Source organism: Flavobacterium nackdongense (genome assembly GCF_004355225.1).
GTDB lineage: Bacteria > Bacteroidota > Bacteroidia > Flavobacteriales > Flavobacteriaceae > Flavobacterium > Flavobacterium nackdongense.
Window position 1 is genome coordinate 4,128,563 of record NZ_CP037933.1, and the last position, 22,961, is coordinate 4,151,523.

The window sequence follows — 22,961 nt, forward strand, 5'->3', positions numbered from 1 at the left end:
TTTTAGAATAAAATAATTAAAAATGAATAAAATAATATTTTTTGTATTGTGTTTCCTTTTCGAAGCTTTGTTTTTTTGTAGTGCGCAAACTGCAGATTTAAAAGATTTTAGGTGGACAACAGTCGATACCAAAGGCGATGTAATAGCTCGACACGAAAGTTCTATGGTTGAATATAAAGGCAAGTTCTATTTAATTGGAGGTAGAGGGATGAATTCCATAAATGTTTTTGATCCAAAAGCAAATACTTGGAAAGAAAATGCAAAGCCACCATTGGAAATGCATCATTTTCAGGCAGTAGTTTATAAAGATGCTATTTATGTTATAGCTATGACTGGGAAATATCCAAAAGAAGTACCTTTAGAGAATATTTGGCTGTATTATCCAGAAAAAGACCAATGGGAAAAAGGTCCAGAAATCCCCGAAAACAGAAGAAGGGGTGGTTCGGGAGCAGTGATTTATGAAGATAAATTGTATCTTGTTTGTGGTATTGATTATGGTCATACCAGTGGAACCAATAATAATTTTGATAGTTATAATTTAATTACCGGACAGTGGGAAATACTTACGAAAGCACCTCATATTCGTGATCATTTTTCCACAATTGTAGTTGCAGATAAATTGTATTGCATAGGAGGTAGGAATACTAGTTTCCATTACCCTGAAAACTTTGGGGCTTTCTTTGAGCAGACCATGCCTTTTGTCGATGTTTATAATTTTAAAGAGAAGCAATGGCATACAATGAAAGAAGAATTACCTTATCCTACCGCTGCAGGGGGATTGGTTTATTTTCAGGATAAGATTCTCTATTTTGGTGGTGAAGGCGCATTAAAACAGGCTTATAATACCACTCAATGTCTTGATTTAGTTACTTATAAATGGTCGCAATTAGCCCCATTAAATATAGGCAGACACAGTGGAGGTGCAGTAGTATATAATGGTAAAATATACACTGCTGCTGGAAGCCCTACCAAAGGGGGCGCAAACTTAAATTCGATGGAAACTTTTTCTGTAAATACCAATTGGATTTCACTTTTTAATGGTGAAAATTTAGACGGTTGGGAGGTTAAAAAATCAGAGAAAGATAAAGAAAAGTCATTTTGGTCGGTTGATAATGGAGCCATTTTATTTAACTCTTTGTCGAGTAGCGAACACAATCATTTTTGGTTGCAAAATAAAGTCGAATACGATGATTTTGAATTGCGTTTAAAATTTAAAACTTCAAGAGAAAATAAAGGAAATAGCGGTGTTCAAATTCGTAGCCGTTTTGATGAAAATGCAAAAGTTGATATTAATGGAATTACGATTGAGGGTTGGATGGATGGGCCACAAGTGGATATCAACCCTAATGATCCTTGGAAAACGGGCTGGATATACAATGAAACCCGAGAATACAAGCATTGGATCAATCCAGTTTCAAAAGATTGGAAAATAGCAGTAACAGATGTTGAACCCAAAAAAGTAATTAATTATTTTGAAGACGAGGGGCTTGGATGGAATGATTTAACGATTATTTGTAAAGGAATGAGAATTATTACCATTGTAAATAATGTCATTATTTCAGATTATGACGGTACAGGCATATTGAACGATAAAGCACACAAAAGCCACTGTGTTGGTGAAAAAGGATTTATTGCTTTACAAGGGCATATGAATTCACAAAACAAAATATGGTATAAGGATATTGAAATACGAGAATTAAAAAAATAAAAATTAAATTAAAATAAAAATAATGAAAAAGACGTGTACTTATTTATTTTGCTTGATTGTAGCAGTTACTTTTGGTCAAAACAGTAGTCCAGAAACTTATAAAAACCCTGTGCTTAGCGGGTTTTATCCCGATCCCTCAATATGCAGGGTAGGAGATGATTATTATATGGTCAATTCAAGTTTTGAATGGTTTCCAGGTATGCCAATTCACCACAGCAAGGATTTGGTGAATTGGGAGTTAATTGGCTATGGAATTACAAGACCAGAACAGGTTCCGTTACCCAAAGGCTTAAAGGATTCAAGGGGAATTTATGCTGTTACTATTCGCCATCATGATGGAGTGTTTTATTTGATTACCACTTGTGTCAATTGCGAGGGGAATTTTTATGTTACTGCTACAAATCCTGCAGGACCTTGGTCAAATCCAGTTTGGTTGAATTCAAACGGTATTGATCCCTCTCTTTTTTGGGACGAGGACGGAAAATGCTATTACACAGGTCATGGCAATATTTCAGGTGTAAATGATTGGCCAGATAAAAATGGGGCTTGGATCCAAGAGTTAGACACAAAACAAGGGAAATTAATTGGCCCCAAAAAACAATTAACACACGGTTACGCTAAAAATGCGCGTTGGACTGAAGGACCACATCTTTATAAAAAAGATGGTAAATATTTGTTATTAGTAGCTGAAGGAGGTACGGGATTTCATCATTCAGTAACCCTACATCACAGTGATTCTGTTTGGGGACCTTATATTCCGTATCACTCTAATCCTGTAATGTCTCACCGACAATTAGGACAAGATTTCCCGGTTCATTCTGTTGGACATGCTGATTTAATACAAACACAAAATAATGAATGGTGGTCGGTGATGTTAGGAAAAAGAAAGAAAGAAAACTTTTCGTTATTGGCAAGAGAAACTTTTTTGACACCTGTAAAATTTGAAAATGAAGAAGGTTATCCTATTCCGGTTTTCAATCCTGGAGTTGGCCATTTATTAATGGAACAAAAAAGACCTAATTTACCTTGGACTCCATTCAAAAAAGTGGCTGCTAGAGATGAGTTTGACTCCAAAGATTTAGCTTTAGAATGGAATTTTTTGAGAACTCCGTACACAAAATGGTATGCTATCGAAAAAGGTGCTTTAAAGATGAATTTGAGACCTGAAATAATGGATAGTTTGGTCAATCCTTCTTTGATTGTCCGCCGAATCCAACATCACAAATTTGAAGCTTCGACACATCTTGAATTTGAAGCTAAAAATGCAAAAGAGCAAGCAGGAATAGCTGTGTATCGCAATAGCACCAACCATATTCAGCTAGTAAAGGAGAAAAATGATTTGGTCTTGTTTGCAACTAAAAAAGGAAAAAGGCAAGAAATGGCTAGAGTACCTTTCAAAGGGAAAGAAGTATTTCTAAAAATCGAGGGAGATAATATTCGTTCCACTTTTAGTTACGGAACATCTGAAAGCAACTATAAAACAATTGGGGGTATTCAGGATTTAAGTATTGTTTCGGATGAGGTTGCTGGAGGTTTTAGCGGTCCTTATGTAGGGATGTATGCCACAAGTAATGGAGAAAAGACAAAGAGTATTGCTAGTTTTGATTGGTTTGAATATAAAAATGTAGACAAAGAAAATGAATAACACAATAAAAGCATTTTTTTTAGGACTTTTATTCATAAATGCAAGTGTTGTAGCGCAAAAACCAAAAGTTTGGATTTATACTGATATGTCTGATAATACCATTCCAGGGAAAAATCACATGAAAACAGTAAACGATCCTGATGATATATCCGCAATGGCAGGATATTTACTAATGGCTAATATGTTTGATACTAAAGGGATTGTTGTAACAAGTACTCATAGATCGGAACATAAAAACTCCGGAAATCAAGCGGATTGGGCCAATGATTTTTTTGGCAAAGCATACAAAAAGGATGTTCTTAATTTGAATATAAATATAGGAGGTTATCCTAAGAATATTGAGTTTATACAATCCTGTATCAAGGAGTCTGCCGAAAAATACAATTCAAACACAGCGTACAAATCGCTTGAAAATTACAAAACTGTTGCCTTGTTGAAGGATGAAGTTGAAAAGAGTAATGAAATTATCAATGTGTTGTGTTGGGGGTCTTTAACAGAGCCAGCCATTTTGGTAAATTACTGTATAGAGAACAAAAGATTCGATTTACTGAAAAAATTACGTTTTATAGCACATTGGACTAACTCTTCTTTGCATCAAGGAACTCCAGAAGATCCAGCAAAAGTGGCTAATTGTAATGAAGATAGGGCGGCCTGCGAATTTTTAAAAGCACAGGCGTTAAAAGGTGACATAACCTATTTTGAGTGTGGAGCTATTGGGCAGCATGGCATCGTATCAGGTAGTCCGAAAGGGGTGGATTATTATAATCAATTTAAAAAAAGTAACCTCGGAAAAATATTTGCAGAAGGCAAGTTTGTTCAAGATGCTGTAGATCATTCTGATGCTGCAACTTATTGGGTTTTATTAGGGAATTATGGCGTTAGTTTGAAGGAAATAGTTAGTAATAGCAACAATTCTCCTGAAGTAGAAAAGAAAAATGAAGAGCGGTTCTCGCAATTCTCAAAAAAAATTCACGATGAATTATTACGTCGATCTAAAGCTGCTGAAAACTAGACTTTATTTTATTAATGAAACCCGTTGGGTGTAATTATTTCAGTACGTCAGTTCGATTTTTTGTGTAGAGAAACGGAACAAAAAATGTATCGAGAACCGTTTTTAATGATAATTTTTCTGGTCTCGATACAATTTTCTGTCGAAAATCACTCGAAGTGACGAAAAATTATCACCAAAAACTAATTACACCCAACGGGTTAATGAAGTATTTATTTAATAAAAAAAATTAACTTATAAATATGCAAATTACCTTTAAAACAATACTCATATTGCTATTGATGGCTTGTAGTATTGACTGTCACAGCCAAACAAATCAAACTAAAATAAAAAACAACATTTTTGACGCCAGTTCAATATCACAAAACAGTATTGAAATTTTAAACGGATTTTCGGCAACACCGAACAAGGGTGTGCTAAACACGTATACTGTAATTCTACCGGAGTACGAATCGGTTGTGTATATTAGTACTATCGGACGCGATAAAATATTGGACGGAATGAACCGTGTTTTCTCTTGGGCAGCCAAGGATTTAAAAACCATTGTGAGTCAAGATTTCAAACCAGATTCTAAAGCGGGTGGAGACCCGTCTCGTAATGGTTTACTTGCATTGTTTAAGCTTAAAAACAACGAATACTTGTTGTTACAAGGCGTTGCCAGTCCTAAGGCTATGTCGTACCTTGTGATTGCTGACGACGGAAAATTAAGTATCGATTTGGCGACGTTTGGTGTAGACACTGTTTCAGGTGATATCCCCCTGATTACATATGCTCGTGGCGCAAATGTGTACGAAGTATTTCAACAGGCGTGGAAAAACGCTATCAACACCAAAGCGCTTAAGGGTCGTACAGCTATGCGTCACGAAAAAGAATATCCCGAAATATTCAAATACCTTGGATGGTGTAGTTGGGAACAATACCGCACTAAAGTTACAAGCGACCTGATGGTAGATGCCATGCAAAAAATTGAAAAAAGCCCATTGCCCATTCGTTGGGTGTTGATTGATAATGGGCACGAACATACTTATAAATCTGCAGAAGGTATGAATAGTAGCCGCTTGCTCTCGTTTAAAGCCAATCCAGAGACTTTTCCACAAGGCTTTAAACCTATGATGGAGGCAAAAACATCTAAAATTAAATGGACAGGAATATGGCACACTATGAATGCTCACTGGCAAGGATTTCACCCAGAACATGAAGTACGGGAATTAGATCCTTATATGGTGAAAATTAGTAAAAATGGGGGCTTAGATGTTCTGATGCCTAAAGGAGATTCGGTTTCCTCTAAAATGTTTTATAATACATTAATTGGTTCGGCTAAAAAGGAGGGCTTCGATTTTGTGAAAATTGATAACCAGAACCGACAATTGGCCTTTTACCAAGGCATGTCTAATCCAGTAGAAATCGTATCGCAACATGCACAATCGCTTGAATGTGCTGCATTAGAACTTTCAGATGGGCTAATGAATTGTTTTTGCCTTGATTTATTAAGTCTGATGAATACCAAATACAGTGCTACTTCGAGAGTTAGTGTTGACTATTTATTGAATAATGAAGCAAAAGCAAAATCACACCTTTTACAGTCTTATCAAAACACACTTTGGATGGGACAAGCCGTTTGGCCTGATCACGATATGTTCCACTCAAGCGACAAGTTTTGCGGACGAATGATGGCGGTAAGTAAAGCCATGTCTGGTGCACCAATTTATCTGTCTGATGCCCCAGTCGATTTTCAAGACAAGTTAGTATTGCCATTATGTTATTCCGATGGAGAATTGTTACGCCCCTTAGCTCCAGCCATTCCATTACCTGAATCAGTGATGTTGTCGGCTTTAACAAGTCCGCAGGCATATCGTGTAGTAGCACCCTTACAGCATGGCGCTGCTGCATTCGTAGCTTACAATCTGATGCATCCCTCACCAACAGGAAATGTAACAAGCGCTTTTACGACAAAAGATTACGAAGCAGCTGGCGAATTTATTCAACCTAAAGCTGAATCTTGGAAAGCACCTAAAGAAGGATTAGTCTACTACGATTGGTACGAGCAAAAAGGAGGAAAATTAGAAAACGAATACAAGTTTGACTTAATCGGTTTTTCAGATAAACTGATTCAATTATCACCTATAAAAAAGGGTTGGTCAGTTATTGGAAACTCAAATAAATATTTATCAGCAAATGCTATTAAATCGATAGAATACTCTAATAAAAAATTGAAAATTGTGATGATAGAATCAGGTGAACTGGTGGTTTATAACCCATCTCCGATAAGCTGCTCCGTGGCCCAAAAAATCGATTACCTAGGTAACGGTTTATGGAAGCTCTATTTGCCTGAGGCTCAGAAAAACTTTGAGGTTCTTATAACAGTAAAAAACTAGTCATTACAAAAAGGGAATAAAGAAATGTATAATTTTCTTGATTATTTTAACAAGTGATGATTGCGCTCAAAAAGATAAAAAATATTTAAGTAATTAATGATGAAAAAAATAGTATTAGTGTTGGTTTTTATGACTTCTCTTATGCAAGCCCAAAAGCCAAAAGTTTGGATCTACTCTGACATGTCTGATAACACTTTGAAGGGAAAAGATCACGGAACCGTAAATGATCCTGATGATGTATCTGCAATGGCGGGTTATTTACTTATGGCCAATATGTTTGATACGAAAGGGATAGTAATTGCGAGTACTCACAGGAGCGAACACAAAACTTCAGGAAATCAAGCTGATTGGGCGAATGCTTTTTTTGGAGAAGCGTATAAGAAAGATGTTATTCATTTGAATAAGAATATTGGCGGTTTTCCAAGTACGATTGATTTTGTACAATCTTGTATAAAAGTATCTGCTGAAAAGTACGATCCAACCAAAAATTATAATAGTCTTAAAAATTACAATACAGTTGAATTATTGTTGAAAGAAGCTGAAAAAAGTAACGAAATTATTAATGTGTTGTGCTGGGGATCGCTAACTGAACCTGCGATATTAGTCAATTATTGTTTGGCAAATAATAAAAAGGATATTTTAAATAAAATTCGATTTATAGCCCACTGGACCAACTCACCTTTACATCAAGGATCAATCGAACAGCCTTGGAAAGTTGCTAATTGTAATGAAGATCGAGCTGCCTGTGAGTATTTAAAAGAAAAAGCATTAAACGGTTTTATTACCTATTATGAATGTGGAGCGATTGGTCAACACGGCATTGTTTCTGGAAGTCCAAAAGGGGTGGAATATTTTGATCAATTTAAAAAAAGTAATCTAGGAAAAATATTTGCCGAAGGAAAATTTGCCCATAATTCAGTAGATCATTCAGATGCTGCAACGTATTGGGTTTTATTAGGAGATTGGGGAGTTGGTTTGAAAGATATAACTAGTAATGGAACCAATTTATTGGAGATGGAACAAAAAAATGAAAATCAATTTAAGTTGTATTCAACAAATATTCATAATGAGTTGTTGAGACGATCAAATGCAGCAGTTTCAAAATAATATTAATCTATAATATGATTAAAAGGCTCTATTATAGGGCCTTTTTTTTATTTTTTTATTTAATGTAAATATTTACTTTTTTTAGTCTGTTTTTCTTCAAAAAGCGAAAATATAAAACAATTGCGCTAAAAAAAGGACTAAAAAAGAAAACGATTTCTTTGCAAGAATTGGATATTTGAATGATAAATTCTTGTAAATTATGAAAAAAACACTCCTCTTATTAAAAGTTATTATTTTTTTTATTTACTGTACTATCTCAGCTCAGAATCTTGTTCTAAATAATGATTTTGAAACTAATGGGGGCAGTTTAGACAATTGGCAATACACTTCAGGCACAACTTTAACTGCTAGCGGTGGTGATAGCTATGCTACTATAGCAGGTGAAAATGGAGTGCTTTATCAAAAGATCACGAATATCACTCCAGGCTTACCTTACCAATGTACAATGAATTTCAAAAGTTTAGTCTTAAAACAAACTACAGGTTTTGGTTTTGCTATCGAAAAAGGGACTCCACTGAGTATACCAATGTTTACAATTGGAGCAACGAATTTACGTGATTTTTGTAATAACAATAGTGGTTTATGGACTCAATTGGATACTGCTACAGGCACTACAGAATCCAATGGTAGTATTAGCTATAAATATAGTGTCACTATTCCTGCCGGTGCCACTGCGATTTATATTTGTATTGGTACCAAAGGCGCAACTGCAAAATTAGAACTCAATACTGTTTCCTTTCAGCAAGATTCCAATACCAAAGAAGTGACTTTTTTGATTCAGAATACTTCAGGGAATCCTATTACAGGAGCTACAGTTGCAATTGAGGGTTTCCCAGCTCCTCTTTATACTGATGCCACAGGACAAGTTAAAGCGGTACTTTCGGTAGGTACTAATTACACTTATACGGTTCAGAAAGATTATTATCAAATAAAGACTGCAATACTAGCAGTAATAGCAAGTACTGCTACCGTGCCAGTAACATTGTCTGATTTGGTCGAAGTAAAAGATGTTCAAACTCGAATATCTCAATATGGAGATAATGTAACACCTTATCCTATATATGGGCACTTTTGGAATAGTGGATTGAATTTTACTCCAACAATGAATCAAAAAATTGTCAACAATTTTGATTATATCATTGGCGGGGGTGATGTTTCGGGTATTAAAAATTCAAGTTTAAATGTAAATACGCTGAAAGCGATTGATGATAAATTTCAGGTGATCAATTATCAAGGTGGCTGGAGCCAAAAGGCTTCAAGTCTAACCAATCAAGAAATGAATCTTTTGTACTACAGAGTTGGTACATTGAATACTGCAATATCAGCAGCAACAACTTCTATAGTAATCAATGCCCCTTCTGATAATAAAGGAAAGGGGTTAGTGGCAAGCGAAGCCAATAATTTCACAACTTGGATACGTATTGGCGGTGAATTAATGAAACTTACTTTTGTATCTAGCAAAACTATTTATCCTATAACGGTAACTGTTGAGAGAGGTTTAGCAGGAACTACAGCAGTAGATCACGCAGTTAACGCAACAGTAACTGCACCATTATATACTACAATTCCAGTTGAAGGAGGGAATAATAGTAATTTATCTTATTTCGACCCCGTTTTCGGTCCTCGTTTAAATAGAATGAAAAAAAGTGCAATTGATAATGCGCTTTTGTATAATCAAGACGGTATTTGGATTGATATTCTTGTGGGGTTATTAGATGCCAAAAGCATGGTTGGTGGGACTTACACCCTTTGGAATCATGATAAAGAGCAGGTTTTTAGTTCAATAGATATTAATTTGAAAACTAAAGACGCTATGAAGGATATCTATAACGGTTTCTATGCCCGTTTGGGTTATTATCCCGTAATATATGGCAACAATGTGCTTTATGATCAAAGTTACACCACAAGCAGCAGAGGGTATATAATGGAAAAAACAACGGAACATCCTCGAGGTTTAGATGGTTTTTGCCATGAAAATAGTTGGGGCCACATGAGTGATGATTCGGGAGCAATTGATAATGATGGTAATCCCGTATCTACAACAGATATATTTAGAGTTCTTAGTAAATACAATAATGGTCGCTTCTTGGAGTGGTATATGGGAAACACTTGGATTAATAACTGTAAAGCAATTGCTTTGTTAGCACAACGAGAGTTGCCTAATCAGCCGATGACTATTAATGCAGGTTTCAAAAACCAATGGTTTGCTTATGATTTAACAAATCAGCAACGTTATGATTTTAATAAATACTCATACGCCTCTTACTTATTGAGCGTACATGTTAATAGTCAAAATAAGATTTCGTCCAGAATGGGAATTTCGCCTATGACTGTTGATGTCTCTGGGAATATAGATGTTACTGTTGAACCATTTTTCACCTATGATATTGGTGTTCCAACACAAACCAATACTTATACCAACTTCACAAATTATCGAGTAGGTTCTCAAAATTTGTACGCAAGAAAGTTTAGCAAAGGATTGGTACTTGTTAATCCTTTTAGTTCCAATATGACTCAAACTGTTTTAATTTCAGATATCACTGGAAGCACGACAGAAGTTTATCTCGATCCAGAAAACAGCAATCAAGTCGTGACTGCAGTTCAATTAAATTCGAGAGAGAGTAAATTACTTTTGAAAGCAACCTCTTTATCTACTGTTGAAAATTTAGTGAATCCAAAAGTTGTGCTCTATCCAAATCCAGCTACTGAGGTATTAAGTTTGAAATTTAGCGAGAATATAAATCCATTTTCTGAAAGCGAAACTATTGAGGTCTACAATCTAAATGGGGCGTTGGTTCAGAAAACCCAAAATAGAATGCTAAACAATACTGTTCATTTGAATATTTCAAGTTTAGAATCGGGCACTTATCTTATAAAGGTGAAGGGGGTAAAAGAGGTTTTGAAGTTTATAAAAATTTAAGTTTTCAAATGAACATTTGTTAATTTTTTTATTGTCAATTTAACAGTTTCATTTGAGTCCCCGTACTATCGTATTTTATTGTAATTATTTGATAATTAAATAATTGAAGGTTTTCTTTTTTTTGTCGATTTAGCACTTTCATTTATATAAAACGATTTCGCTAAAAGAATGTATGAAAAGGAAAAGGGTTTTAAGATATAATTATGAATTTTGAATTGTATTGTTGAATCGATAGGTGTCTTTGATAATGAGTGAATCAAATAGTAATTAAGGAAGCCAATCTTGCATCTATTAAAAAAAATTAAAAACAATATTTTTTAAAATCTTATAACATTAAACTAACTAATTTATTAATATTAACCAACCAAAATTTTATGAAGAAAAAATGAAATTAAAAAACTACCAAACAAAACAAAAACTATTAATCAAATTTTGTATAAACAAAATAAATTTAATTAAAGATGAGTAAACAAAAAGAATATTTTATTTTCCTTAAATATAAAAAGTTTATTGCAACACTGATGTTGTTATTTATGTATTCTATTTTTTATGGACAAACCAATACGGTTAGCGGAAAAATAGTAGATGAATTAGGAATGCCTTTGCCGGGAGTGTCTTTATTGGTTGAAGGAACAAAAAATGGTGCCATTACCGATTTTGACGGAGGTTATAAAATTAAAGCCAATGTAAATGATGTATTAATATTTAGTTATGTGGGCTATATGACTCAAAAAGTTAAAGTAAATGGCAAAACTTTAAATATATCTATGAAGAACAATGTAGCTTCGCTAAGCGAAGTGGTTGTTGTGGGGTATGGAGTTCAAAAGAAAGAAACAGTAGTAGGTGCAATTGGGCAATTAAGCGGAAGTGAATTAACTAAAAGAGGAAATTTAACCAATATGACGGATGCCTTAAGCGGATCCATTGCTGGTGTTACCGTTTTAAGTAGTACAGGTATCCCAGGAGGAGCTATTGATGGGAATTACCAAGATTCTCAGATATTAATTCGAGGAAAAGGAACTTGGAATAATGCTGCTCCATTAATTTTAGTAGATGGTGTCGAAAGAACCTTCAATGATTTAGAGCCAAATGATGTAAAAACCATAACGGTTTTGAAAGATGCATCGGCTACCTCTATTTTCGGGGTTAAAGGGGGTAATGGGGTTATCTTGATTACAACAAAAAGAGGAACAAAGAGTGATGCTCAATTTAAGGTCGATGCGAATGTTTCCTTTAAGTCAATTTCAAGAGTTCCTCGGACTTTAGAAGCCTATGCAGCTTCTAAAGCTAAAAATTATGCTATTATCAACGGATTATCTGTTGTACCTACAGCTTGGGCAGGTTTTAAATCAGATCAAGAATTAGAGTACTACATCAATGGTCAGTATCCTGATGCCTATCCAAACAGAGATTGGACTGAAACCATGTTAGAGGATTATGCTATTACTTCAAAGATTACCGCAAGTGTTTCGGGAGGTAATGATTTTGTAAAATACTTTGGATCTTTGGGATATGTAACTGATGGCGATATTTTGAAAACGGATGATATTGGACAAGGTTATGATCCAGATTTTAAATATGATCGTTTTAATTTTAGAACCAACTTAGATTTTACACTGACAAAAACTACAAAATTAGAAGTTAATTTAAATGGGTATTACGGATCACAACAAAGGTCAGGGGCTCCTGTATTTAATTTTTGGTATGGTATCTATGCAAAACCATGGACCACGCCAGTATTACAATATGAAGACGGTATCTATGGTCAGGGAATAGAATACGAAAGATTTGGACAAAACGAGCTTGTGGCACTAAATACTGCTGGTATAGATATTCAAAATCGTGGTGAAATTAATTCAAGTTTTAAATTAGAGCAAAATCTTGATGCTCTGACAAAAGGGTTGAAAATTACAGGTGAATTAGCTTATGACAATTATTACAGTACCCAAGGGGCTGGAATTTTTGACAATGGTACCATTATGAAATACGTGAGACCAGATTATTATACTTCTACAGATCCTAATAAAGATATCAAAAATTTCACTACCTATTTTTATCCAGGTGATTTTACTAGCTCTACACACGGATTTGAGTATATCGAGTCTCCTTTGGTTTATGAAAAAGAAAGAACCGATGGAAGTGCTGCAAGATCAGTTAGAAATCACTTGTTGTATAGAATCAATTTGAATTATGCTCGAAAATTTGGTAAACATGATGTTTCAGGTTTAGCCTTATTTAGTAGAGATGAAGTAAGAAATTATGCAGTAAACGGTTGGCCATCAAAACGCGAGGATTGGGCTGGTAGGGTTACTTATGCCTATGATAAACGTTATAATATTGAGATCAATGGTGCTTACAACGGTAGTGAAAAATTTGGTGAAGGATACAAATTTGATTTCTTTCCTTCTATAGGTTTGGGATGGACTATCTCAAATGAACCGTTTTTTGCCGATGCAAAAAAATTCATTAACAATTTCAAAATACGATATTCTGATGGTATCGTAGGGAATGATAATGCAAATGGTATTGGTCAATGGCCTTATTTCACCTCTTATTCAGTTGGGGGAGTTCTAAATACAAATGGAGGAGCGACGCAAAACGCCGCATTTGGAGATGGTGCTCTATACAATGGACCACAAATTTATCAACAAGGTTTGATTGGAAATCCAGATTTACATTGGGAAACAGCTCGTAAACAAAACCTTGGATTTGAATTTGCTTTTTTTGATGATAAATTTTCAATGAGTTTGGATTTATTTAAAGAAGATCGTGACGATATTCTGATAACAGCTAATCAAAGGCAAGTTCCTGTGTATTTTGGAGCTTCAGCGCCTGCGGCAAATATTGGGATTACCAAAAGTAATGGGTATGAGTTTGTGGCCAATTATCGCAATAACATTAACAAATTCAATTATTGGGCTTCTTTTAATTTCACTTTCGTGAAAGATGAAATTGTTCAAAAAGAAGACCCAGAGTTGAAGCCGGAATACCAAAAAGCAGCTGGTTTTCAAATTGACCAAACCAGAAGTAGTTTAGCCTCTGGAATTATAAACAGTTGGGATCAGATTTATACCGGTGTCGTAGGTTTAAACAATACGCAATTATTACCAGGTGATTACAGAATTATCGACTATAATGCTGATGGATTTATTGATTTTAAGGATGCGGTTGCGTATGGATATCCAAGCAGACCACAAAGTACTTATGGTTTTGCCTTAGGAGGAGACTACAAAGGCTTTAGTTTAAGTCTGAATTTCTTCGGGCAATATAATGTGACGCAAACCGTAGGTTTAGATGAATTTTCTTTTAATGCGCCAGTGATCTATCAAGACCAATTAGATAACACTTGGTTGCCTGAATATGGAAATGAAAATCCAACATTCAGAGCTTTGAATTATGGCGGTAGAACTTCTACGAATGCCAGTTACAATGAAAGAGATGGTGCTAATTTCCGTTTGAAAACGGCTGAATTTGGCTATACCTTGCCGAGCGCGTTTATTAAAAAAATGGGATTATCAGCACTACGATTTTTTGTAAATGGTAACAACCTTATTTTATGGTCAGATTTACCAGTGGATATTGAAGGACAAGATTATGACATCAGAAACTATCCCGTAACTAAACAAGTCAATGTTGGACTTTCAGCTACATTTTAATTTAAAAATTGAAACAATGAAAAATAAATTTAAATTATTTTTATCCGTATTATTCATCACTTTGCTAGGATCAAGTTGTGAGGATTATTTAGATGTTCCACCAGAAGCTAATTTAACTGAGAAGGATGTATTTGACACCTATCTTAAATTTCAAGGTTTTGAGGATCAGTTGTATTTAAATCTGGTAGATAGAAATTTATCCTCTATTGTGGTAGGCCATAATTTAACAGGCGAAACGATATCAAAGATAAGTTTTAGTACAGCTGTTGTTGCGGCTCAGGGCGATTATGTTGGTTTAACTTCATACCAACGGTCTAACTTTAAGTTTTTCGGATCTAACGAAGGAATTTGGGGTTCCTCATTAAAAGGAATTAGAACCGCTAATATCGCTATTGAAAACTTCGATTTGTTGCAAAACGCAACCCAAGCCGAAAAGGACGTAATCAAAGGTCAGGCGCATTTTTTTAGAGCTTATTTTCATTTTGAGATATTAAGTGCTTATGGATCGTTTCCTTACATCAATACAGTTTTGGATCCATCTGGTGATGATCTAAGATTGCCACGTTTTTACGAATACAAAGGCAAATTCGATTATCAAGCTTGTACAGAGTATATTGTAGAAGATCTGAAAATTGCTGCCGATTTACTTCCTGAAAAATGGGATAATGTTAATAATGGTAGAATTACAAAAGGTACTGCTTATGCAATAATGGCAAAAGCTTTACTATTTGCGGGAAGTCCATTAATGAATGAGTTTTCTAGAAAATCGGCTACAATTGATCCAGAATATATGAAACGTGCCGCTGAAGCAGCCGCTGAAGTATTGAAAATTGCCGATAAAGGAGTTTACAGCTTAGTTCCTTTTGATAAATACAAAGATATGTTTGCCAAAACGGACGGTCTGATTCCTTATAGCTCTGAAACAATTTTTCAAAAAATCAGAAGAGATAGTGGCTCAGGAGAGATAAACACTTTTCTTGGAAGATTGTATTTGCCAGACAATGCTCTTTTTGGAGGTAATGCTAATTGTGAAGCGCCTACTCAAAACTTTGTTGATATTTTTGAAATGGCCGATGGGACAAAATACAAACCAGGGACTATTGCCGAAGGAGGGTATGACTATGACAACACTAAGCGATGGAATGGAAGAGACCCACGATTTAGAAAAAATATATATGTGGATGGTGATATGGCTGGAATTCACCCTGATACCAGATTGCAACTTTGGGATCAAGGCAGTCCTATAGGAAGAACACAAGCTGATGGAAATCAAGCAAGCCCTTATGTGGTACATAAATTTTGGCCTTTGGGAGCTAACAGAAAAGATAACGGCTGGGGTACTTTACGATTGGCAACTCCATTATTGAGATTAGCTGATGTCTATTTAATGTATGCAGAAGCTGTTTATAATACTTCTAAAGATTTCAATGCTACCTCTTCCAACTATTCTATGACCGCTTTGGCTGCCATAAATAAAGTTAGAGCTAGAGCAGGACATATTCAAGTTACTAATTTAGGAGTTTATAATAACGACTTCAATGCTTTGGTAAGATACGAAAGAGATGTGGAGCTTTGTTTTGAAGGTCACAGATGGTACGATATGAGAAGATGGAAAATCAAGCCAGATGCCACATTGTACAGAATGAGTTTTGACAAAAACTATACTAATTTTAGTAGAGTAGCCATACAACCATTTATTTTTCTAGACAGAAATTATTGGATGCCATTTCCAAATGACTTGACTCAATCATACAGTGCTTTCCCACAAAATCCAGGATGGTAATTATAAATATAAATATAAATAGTAACCGAATAAACTAAAATGATGATAAAAAAGTTAAATTATAAACTGTTTTTATTCTTTGTATTTTTTGTAATACTTTCAACGAATGCTCAAGAAGGAAACAGTACCGTATTAAAGGGTAAGATTACGGATGAAAAAAATGCGCCTTTAGCGGGTGCATTGGTTTCAGCTGGTAATGATGAAAAGACCTATTCCAATCAAAAAGGTGAATTTGAAATTTCTGTAAAGGATTCCAAAAGCATCACAGTGGCTTTAGATAAATACAATTCTCAACAAATTGCTATTACTGATGCAGAAACTGGAATAGATGTTAAAATGAAACTCTCTGAAGTGTTTTTCGAAGAAAAAGATAAAATAAATTTACCTTTTGGACAATTAGAAAAAGGTAGAATAGTGGGCTCTGTTAGTAATTTGAATATCGAAGAGCATTTCAGCAAAGACCAAAGAATTGGACTAAATAGTGCGGTTAGTGGAAAAGTAGGAGGAGTCTTTGGAGGATCTAATGTCTTAGGATTAGGTAATGCCGTTTATATTATCGACGGAGTGCCAAGATCAGCCGATTACATCAACTTAACTGAAATCGAAGATGTAACAATTTTGAAAGATCCGGTCTCAAGAGTTTTATATGGGTCAGCTGCTGATAAAGGTGTAATTTTGATAACAACTAAACGTGGCGCCATTGGCAAAAAGAATTTAACAGTGAGAGCCGATTATGGAGTTCAAAAAGCAGTGGCAAAACCTAATTATTTAGGAGCGGCTGACTATATGACCTATTACAATCAAGCTTTGTTAAATGATAAACGACCTGTCAAATACACTGATCAACAGATATCCGATACAAGAAGCGGAATTAATCCTATTTTTAATCCAGATGTAGATTACTATAGTGATGAATTTGTAAAAGATGATGTGAGTTATTTAGATGTTAATATTGAAGCTTCAGGAGGCAATAAACAAGCGCAGTACTTTTTAACAGGAGGTTTCTCGAACAATGAAGGTTGGTTGAACAAAGGAACCACAGAAGAAACAAATCGGTACAACATTCGAGCTAATTCGAATTATAAATTGTCGTCTAAATTAAAGATGAACTTAGATGTTGTTGGTGTTGTAAATCAATATAAATCACCAAATGTGTTTGATATTAATAATTTAGGGGCAACAGACGATAATAATTACAGTATTTCTAGTGATTTTTGGACGAAAGCGCAAACCAATTTACCAAACTCATTCCCACTTTTAATCCCAATAGCTGATATTACAAATCCTGCTTCCTATCAAGGAGCCTATTTAGTGGACGGAAAATATCTTCTGGGAGGTACAAAAGAGTTTACTAGAAATATTTATGGAGATTTAACCAATAGAGGAAATAAAACAGCAACCGATAGATATTTTCAAGTTAATTCTGGTCTAGATTGGGATTTGAGTGCTATAACCAAAGGTTTGTCAGTAAAAGGAAATGTAACTTTTGACTTTTTGAACACTTCTGTTGAGACTCAAAATAAATCTTATGCAGTCTATCAGCCTTTTACAGACCCTGTAACTGGTATCGTTTCGGTAACAAAAATTGGTGCCGACGTACCTTCAAACGAAAAGAGTGTAAGTACCGATGAGGCTTACTTTAGCCGTCGACTTGGGTTTTATGGTACCTTAGATTACGATAGAACTTTTGGAGAACATTCTATTAAAGCAACAGCATTGACCTATCTTACTGAAGAACAAATACCTAATGCTTTTCAAACACTTCGAAGTTTGAACTATGGATTGCGTGCCAACTATATGTTTAAAAACAAATACGTAGTAGATTTCTCCGGAGTCTATATAGGTTCAAAAAAACTAAATCAAGGGGATAATTTTGCTTTTGCTCCTACGGGAGGTTTAGGTTGGATTATTAGTAACGAAAGTTTTTTTAAGAAAAACAAAACCGATTTCCTTAAATTAAGAGGTTCTGTGGGTTTACTTCAAAACGATAATTGGGATAATGTGTTCTTGTATGAGTCTTCTTATAGCACAGGTAATAATTTTAATTACAATAACGGAACTGTTAGCAACAGAGAGCTGAACATCAATAACATTGCTGCTCCTATTGATTGGCAAAAAAGATTGGAATTTAATTTTGGTTTTGAAGGTTCATTTTTTAATAAATCTTTGTATGCCGATGCTAGTTATTTTTATTCAAAAGGCTATGATATCGTTACTGTTTTGACTAATGCAACTCCAGATGTATTAGGGTATAAATATTCCGCCAACAACAATTCATTTATAGATAGTGGAATTGAGTATACTGTAAAATATACAAAAGCACTAAGCAAAGATGTTAAAATAGCTGCTGGTTTATATTCTGTTTTTGCTGTTGGTACAGTTGATAAGGTTGATGAACCTAATTATGGTCCAAATGCTCAAACTAGATTGCGTACAGGAAGAAATAGTGGAGCACTATTTGGATTGCAAGCAGATGGATTGTACGGAGAATCTGATTTCAATACTGATGGAACTTTAGTGACGGGATTACCTTCAGTTACTTTTGGATCAGTGCAACCTGGTGATATCAAGTATGTCGATATCAATAAAGATGGAGTAATTGACGTAAACGATCAAAAAATAATTGGAAATAGTAGACCTAGTGTACAGTATAGTTTTGATTTCAATGTTTCCTACAAAAAATTCGACTTTTATGTTCTTGGTCTTGGACAGGACGGACAAGATAGATATAGAAACAGTTCTTATTTTTGGATTTCAGGTGATGCAAAATATTCAGAAAAAGTATTAGATGCTTATGGTCCGGATAATAAAAATGTAAATGCCTCAATGCCACGTTTGTCTTCTACCAATAATAATAATAACTATAGAAGTTCAACTTTTTGGTTGTATAGCAGTGATTATTTTACAATTCCTACTATGCAAATCTCTTATAACCTAGTTGGAAAAGAGAAAGCATTCTTTAACAATATTAAATTTTTTGTAAAAGGAAATAATTTAATTGTAATCAATAATGAGAATGATGATTTACGTTTTGGAGTAGGCTCAAGTCCTATTACAAAAGGAATGTCAATCGGTTTAATCTCATCTTTTTAAAAAAGTATAACTATGAAAAATATTAATAAAATATTTATTACAGCAGTTACAATTCTGAGTTTGTTTGTAATTTCTTGCGACAATTTTTTAGAGCCTGAATCCGAAAACAGGCTAACGCAAGAGGATGTTGTAGGTAATCCAGTTTTTGCCGAAGGTTGGGTATTAAAGGCGTATACAAATTTGCCAACAAATTACACCTTTAATTTGGATGTTGTATCAGATGATGCTCAGGTAAATGACCCAAATTCAAGCATAAATTTAATGAACAAAGGAGGATGGACTGCGGCTCAGAATCCAATTAGTGCTTGGACAAAAGGGTATGAAATGAACTTATACTTAAATACATTGTTAGAAAATGCAGATAAAGTAGTTTGGTTTCCATCTGATGCAGTAAAAAATGAAAATTATAAAAAGAGAATTATTGCTGAAGCCCGCGGATTAAGAGCTTGGTGGTGTTTTCAATTATTGCAAAATCACGCCGGTGTAGGAACTGATGGTGTTTTATTAGGTTTCCCAATTGTGGATCGCGTGATAAAACCAACAGATTTTCAATTTTTGCCTAGAAATACTTTCAAGGAGTGTGTAGATTTCATTTTAGCAGATTGCGACGCAGCTATTGCAGGTTTGCCACTTCGTTGGGAAGGCACTGATCCAGTTATTGGGTCTAGAAATTTAAATAGAATTAGTGGTTTGGCTGCTATGACAATCAAATCGACGGTGGCACTTTATGCGGCAAGCCCTTCTTATAGTGCATCTGGCGCGTCCACTTGGGCTGCTGCTGCAGATTATGCATCAAAAGTTATAGTGTCTAATGGTGGTTTAGTTTTAGCAGCAACTGATGGTGAATTTTATAATAATTTTGCTTCTAAAGAAATTTTTTGGTCCTCATCCCGAGTTTTAAATAAATCTACTTGGGAGGCCGATAATTTTCCACCTTCATTATTCGGTAGAGGAAAAACAAATCCTTCTCAGAATCTTGTTGAAGCTTTTGGTATGGCCGATGGAAAACCAATTCAGGGTAATCCAAGTTTTATCCCTACGAATCCTTATGCCAATAGAGATCCTAGATTGACAAAATATATTATTTTCAATAATCAAAGTTTCTCTGGAGCAACTATTAAAACCTATGAGAATTCTGGAATTGATGGATTGAATAATACAGTTTCATCTACCGTGACTGGGTATTATTTGAAAAAATTCTTGAACCCACTTGCAAAATTAAATCCTGCAGGAGTTGTATCAGGCTCAGACCGTTTTTATACCTATTCTAGATACACAGAAGCATTGTTGAATTTTGCTGAAGCAGCAAATGAGGTGGGTGGACCTGATTATAATGTAAACGGATTTACTCCAAGGGCCGTTATCAACGCCATTAGAACGCGTTCAGGTATTTCAACAGCTTATGTAACGACTATAACCTCTACCGATGCTATGCGTACTTTAATCAGAAATGAAAGAAGAATTGAATTATGTTTTGAAGGTTTTAGATTTTGGGATTTACGTCGTTGGGGACTTACAAATACGATCAAAGAAGACCTTAAAGGAATGAGAATTTCTAACGACCAAACTACATATACTCCTTTTTCTGCGAGTGTGCGTAACTATCAAGATTTCCAATTATATGGTCCTATCCCTTTAGCTGAAACTCAAAAATATAGTATAATTCAAAATAAAGGGTGGTAGTATTAAAAATAAATTAAAACAATAAATTATGAAAATTAAATTCATTTATATGTTGACTCTCGCATTTTTAGCTTTCAGTTGCGAAAGCGGTGAAAATGTTTTTGAAGATTTCGATACACAGGCAGTTTACTTTCCAATTCAGTATCCGGTGCGAACCATTTCTTTATTGGAAGACAGCAGGGTTGATAATTCAATAGATTTACAAAAATCATTTAACATCGGTGTTGCTATCGGTGGTCTTCGAGAAAACAGAGCCAACAGAAAAGTTAGTATTGCTGTAGCTCCTGATTTAGTTAAAAATGCTTTTATAGGCTCAGGTACAACTGCAAAAGCAGTCGTGTTAATGCCTAGTAATTACTATACATTAGCTTCCAACGAAATTATTATTCCAGCAGGAAGCTTTTCGGGTACAGTAAAAGTGCAGTTAACAGACGCTTTTTTTGCTGATCCTTTAGCTACTGTAACGACTTATGTGATTCCGCTTGTAATCACTTCAAGTTCAGATAATATTTTATCTGGTAAACCAGTTCCCGGAATGGCTAATCCTGATAGAAGAATAGCAGCAAATTGGGAACCAGGATTCACACCAAAGGACTTCACAATGTTTGCTGTTAAATACATTAATAAATTTCAAGGCAAGTACCTCGTAAAAGGCAAAGATGAAACCTTGAATGCTACCGGTGGAGTAGCTACCACAGATGTTTACAATACCAAGTTTATCGAGCAAAATAAATTAACTGATTTGTTTACCCTTGGATTGACAAAATCAACGGTGAATGCTTTGGGTAAATTTGGTGGTAGTGCTACGACTAAAATGGAGATAACTGTTGCTGATAATGGTGACGTTACTGTTTCTTCGGCTGTTGGCGCTTATTCTACTACTGGAAGCGGTAAATTCATTAAACGTGGAGAACCTGGAGCCCAAGTTTGGGGAGGTGAGTCTAGAAAAACCTTAATATTGAACTATACTTATGTAGCTCCTACTAATATCAATCATAGAGTATCCGATACTTTAGTATTTAGAAACGATGAATTGAAATATGAAGACTATGTTATATCCGTAGTAAAATAGATTTTTAAGTTTTATTTATTAAAAGACCAAATTTATTCAGATTTGGTCTTTTTTGTTTAAATGAACAAGAATTAGGAACAAAACCGATACTTCAAGGGAATATAAAAAATTAATTTTAACAGATTTTATTATTAAAAATATTATTATGAATTGTACTAACCCTATCAAACTATTTTTAATAGTATTTGGTTATCTATTTAATCCAAGTTTTATAAATTCTCAAAACAAACAACTTCCTAAAATTGCTCTTGAGCAAAATGGTTTTGTACTAGTCGAAGCCGAAGACTTTACAAGTCAAAGCAATAGCGAGATCCGAAAATGGCATATTACCACTATAACTCAAAATCCAACTGCTACAGATGCTGGTAAATCACACGCTTCATCCGCGAGCGGCAAGGCCTACATCGAAATTTTACCTGACACTCGCACCAATCACGAAGAAAAACTAATTTCGGGTGAAAATTTCTCGGATAAGCCAGGAGCGGTTGCCGTGGTATCATACAAGGTAAATTTTCAAAAGCCAGGTCGGTATTTCGTCTGGGCAAAGATTTATAGTACTGGTTCAGAAGATAATGGCGTTCACGTGGGTATCGATGGAACATGGCCTGAATCAGGAAAAAGAATGCAATGGTGCGAAGGCAAAAATTCTTGGTTTTGGGACAGTAAACAGCGAACTCAAGAAGTTCATTGTGGTGTGCCATACCAAATTTACTTAGATGTACTTCAACCCGGAGTTCATGAAATTCAGTTTAGTATGCGTGAAGATGGTTTCGAAATGGATCAATGGATTATGACTATTGATAAAGATTTTAATCCTACAAATGATTCAAAATTTTGAAATTCTTCTATTATTCTTGCCTGTTGTTTTGACTCTTGTAAGTCGCGACCAATGCGATAGGGATTATTATTT

The 22,961-nt window shown here is 34.8% G+C and carries 12 protein-coding genes; all 12 read left to right on the plus strand.

Annotated elements, in window-relative coordinates; genetic code table 11:
* The first annotated feature begins 22 nt into the window (after window positions 1-22).
* The 12 genes from E1750_RS17400 to E1750_RS17455 all read left to right on the plus strand — a co-directional run bounded on the left by E1750_RS17400 (window position 23) and on the right by E1750_RS17455 (window position 22,889).
* Window positions 23-1,708, plus strand: a complete 1,686-nt coding sequence (locus tag E1750_RS17400; RefSeq protein WP_133277989.1) for a family 16 glycoside hydrolase — start codon at window positions 23-25, stop codon at window positions 1,706-1,708.
* A 22-nt stretch (window positions 1,709-1,730) separates the two neighbouring features.
* Window positions 1,731-3,353, plus strand: coding sequence for a glycoside hydrolase family 43 protein (locus E1750_RS17405; protein WP_133277990.1), 1,623 nt, complete (start codon window positions 1,731-1,733; stop codon window positions 3,351-3,353).
* Window positions 3,346-4,365, plus strand: a complete 1,020-nt coding sequence (locus E1750_RS17410) for a nucleoside hydrolase-like domain-containing protein (protein ID WP_133277991.1) — start codon at window positions 3,346-3,348, stop codon at window positions 4,363-4,365. The genes E1750_RS17405 and E1750_RS17410 overlap by 8 nt, the downstream gene beginning before the upstream one ends.
* Before the next feature lie 239 nt (window positions 4,366-4,604).
* Window positions 4,605-6,737 carry a Sip1-related alpha-galactosidase gene (locus E1750_RS17415; protein WP_133277992.1) on the plus strand — a complete coding sequence of 711 codons (2,133 nt, stop codon included), beginning with the start codon at window positions 4,605-4,607 and terminating at the stop codon, window positions 6,735-6,737.
* Between the two features lie 96 nt (window positions 6,738-6,833).
* Complete coding sequence (locus E1750_RS17420) at window positions 6,834-7,844, plus strand: nucleoside hydrolase-like domain-containing protein (protein WP_133277993.1); 1,011 nt, start codon at window positions 6,834-6,836, stop codon at window positions 7,842-7,844.
* A 199-nt stretch (window positions 7,845-8,043) separates the two neighbouring features.
* Window positions 8,044-10,764, plus strand: coding sequence for a T9SS type A sorting domain-containing protein (locus E1750_RS17425; RefSeq protein WP_133277994.1), 2,721 nt, complete (start codon window positions 8,044-8,046; stop codon window positions 10,762-10,764).
* Window positions 10,765-11,225: 461 nt separating this feature from the next.
* A complete protein-coding gene (locus E1750_RS17430) occupies window positions 11,226-14,420 on the plus strand; it encodes a SusC/RagA family TonB-linked outer membrane protein (protein WP_133277995.1) in 3,195 nt (1,064 codons plus the stop codon).
* 16 nt (window positions 14,421-14,436) lie between these two features.
* Entirely contained in the window at window positions 14,437-16,203 is a 1,767-nt protein-coding gene (locus tag E1750_RS17435; protein WP_165698074.1) for a RagB/SusD family nutrient uptake outer membrane protein, read from the plus strand.
* A gap of 39 nt (window positions 16,204-16,242) precedes the next feature.
* Window positions 16,243-19,296 carry a SusC/RagA family TonB-linked outer membrane protein gene (locus E1750_RS17440; RefSeq protein ID WP_133277997.1) on the plus strand — a complete coding sequence of 1,018 codons (3,054 nt, stop codon included), beginning with the start codon at window positions 16,243-16,245 and terminating at the stop codon, window positions 19,294-19,296.
* A 12-nt stretch (window positions 19,297-19,308) separates the two neighbouring features.
* Complete coding sequence (locus tag E1750_RS17445; RefSeq protein ID WP_133277998.1) at window positions 19,309-20,979, plus strand: RagB/SusD family nutrient uptake outer membrane protein; 1,671 nt, start codon at window positions 19,309-19,311, stop codon at window positions 20,977-20,979.
* Between the two features lie 28 nt (window positions 20,980-21,007).
* Window positions 21,008-22,051: a DUF5627 domain-containing protein gene (locus E1750_RS17450; protein ID WP_133277999.1), complete on the plus strand. Its 1,044-nt coding sequence runs from the start codon at window positions 21,008-21,010 to the stop codon at window positions 22,049-22,051.
* Window positions 22,052-22,196: 145 nt separating this feature from the next.
* Window positions 22,197-22,889 (plus strand): hypothetical protein, encoded by a 693-nt coding sequence (locus tag E1750_RS17455; RefSeq protein ID WP_176582361.1) that lies wholly within the window; start codon window positions 22,197-22,199, stop codon window positions 22,887-22,889.
* Window positions 22,890-22,961: the final 72 nt, after the last annotated feature.

Excerpts from the sequence above, each read along its gene's own strand:
- E1750_RS17410 (WP_133277991.1), top strand. The coding sequence starts at position 3,346 with ATGAATAACACAATAAAAGCATTTTTTTTAGGACTTTTATTCATAAAT.
- E1750_RS17440 (WP_133277997.1), top strand. The coding sequence starts at position 16,243 with ATGATGATAAAAAAGTTAAATTATAAACTGTTTTTATTCTTTGTATTT.
- E1750_RS17450 (WP_133277999.1), top strand. The coding sequence starts at position 21,008 with ATGAAAATTAAATTCATTTATATGTTGACTCTCGCATTTTTAGCTTTC.
- E1750_RS17430 (WP_133277995.1), top strand. The coding sequence starts at position 11,226 with ATGAGTAAACAAAAAGAATATTTTATTTTCCTTAAATATAAAAAGTTT.
- E1750_RS17445 (WP_133277998.1), top strand. The coding sequence starts at position 19,309 with ATGAAAAATATTAATAAAATATTTATTACAGCAGTTACAATTCTGAGT.
- E1750_RS17405 (WP_133277990.1), top strand. The coding sequence starts at position 1,731 with ATGAAAAAGACGTGTACTTATTTATTTTGCTTGATTGTAGCAGTTACT.
- E1750_RS17420 (WP_133277993.1), top strand. The coding sequence starts at position 6,834 with ATGATGAAAAAAATAGTATTAGTGTTGGTTTTTATGACTTCTCTTATG.
- E1750_RS17400 (WP_133277989.1), top strand. The coding sequence starts at position 23 with ATGAATAAAATAATATTTTTTGTATTGTGTTTCCTTTTCGAAGCTTTG.
- E1750_RS17455 (WP_176582361.1), top strand. The coding sequence starts at position 22,197 with ATGAATTGTACTAACCCTATCAAACTATTTTTAATAGTATTTGGTTAT.
- E1750_RS17425 (WP_133277994.1), top strand. The coding sequence starts at position 8,044 with ATGAAAAAAACACTCCTCTTATTAAAAGTTATTATTTTTTTTATTTAC.
- E1750_RS17415 (WP_133277992.1), top strand. The coding sequence starts at position 4,605 with ATGCAAATTACCTTTAAAACAATACTCATATTGCTATTGATGGCTTGT.
- E1750_RS17435 (WP_165698074.1), top strand. The coding sequence starts at position 14,437 with ATGAAAAATAAATTTAAATTATTTTTATCCGTATTATTCATCACTTTG.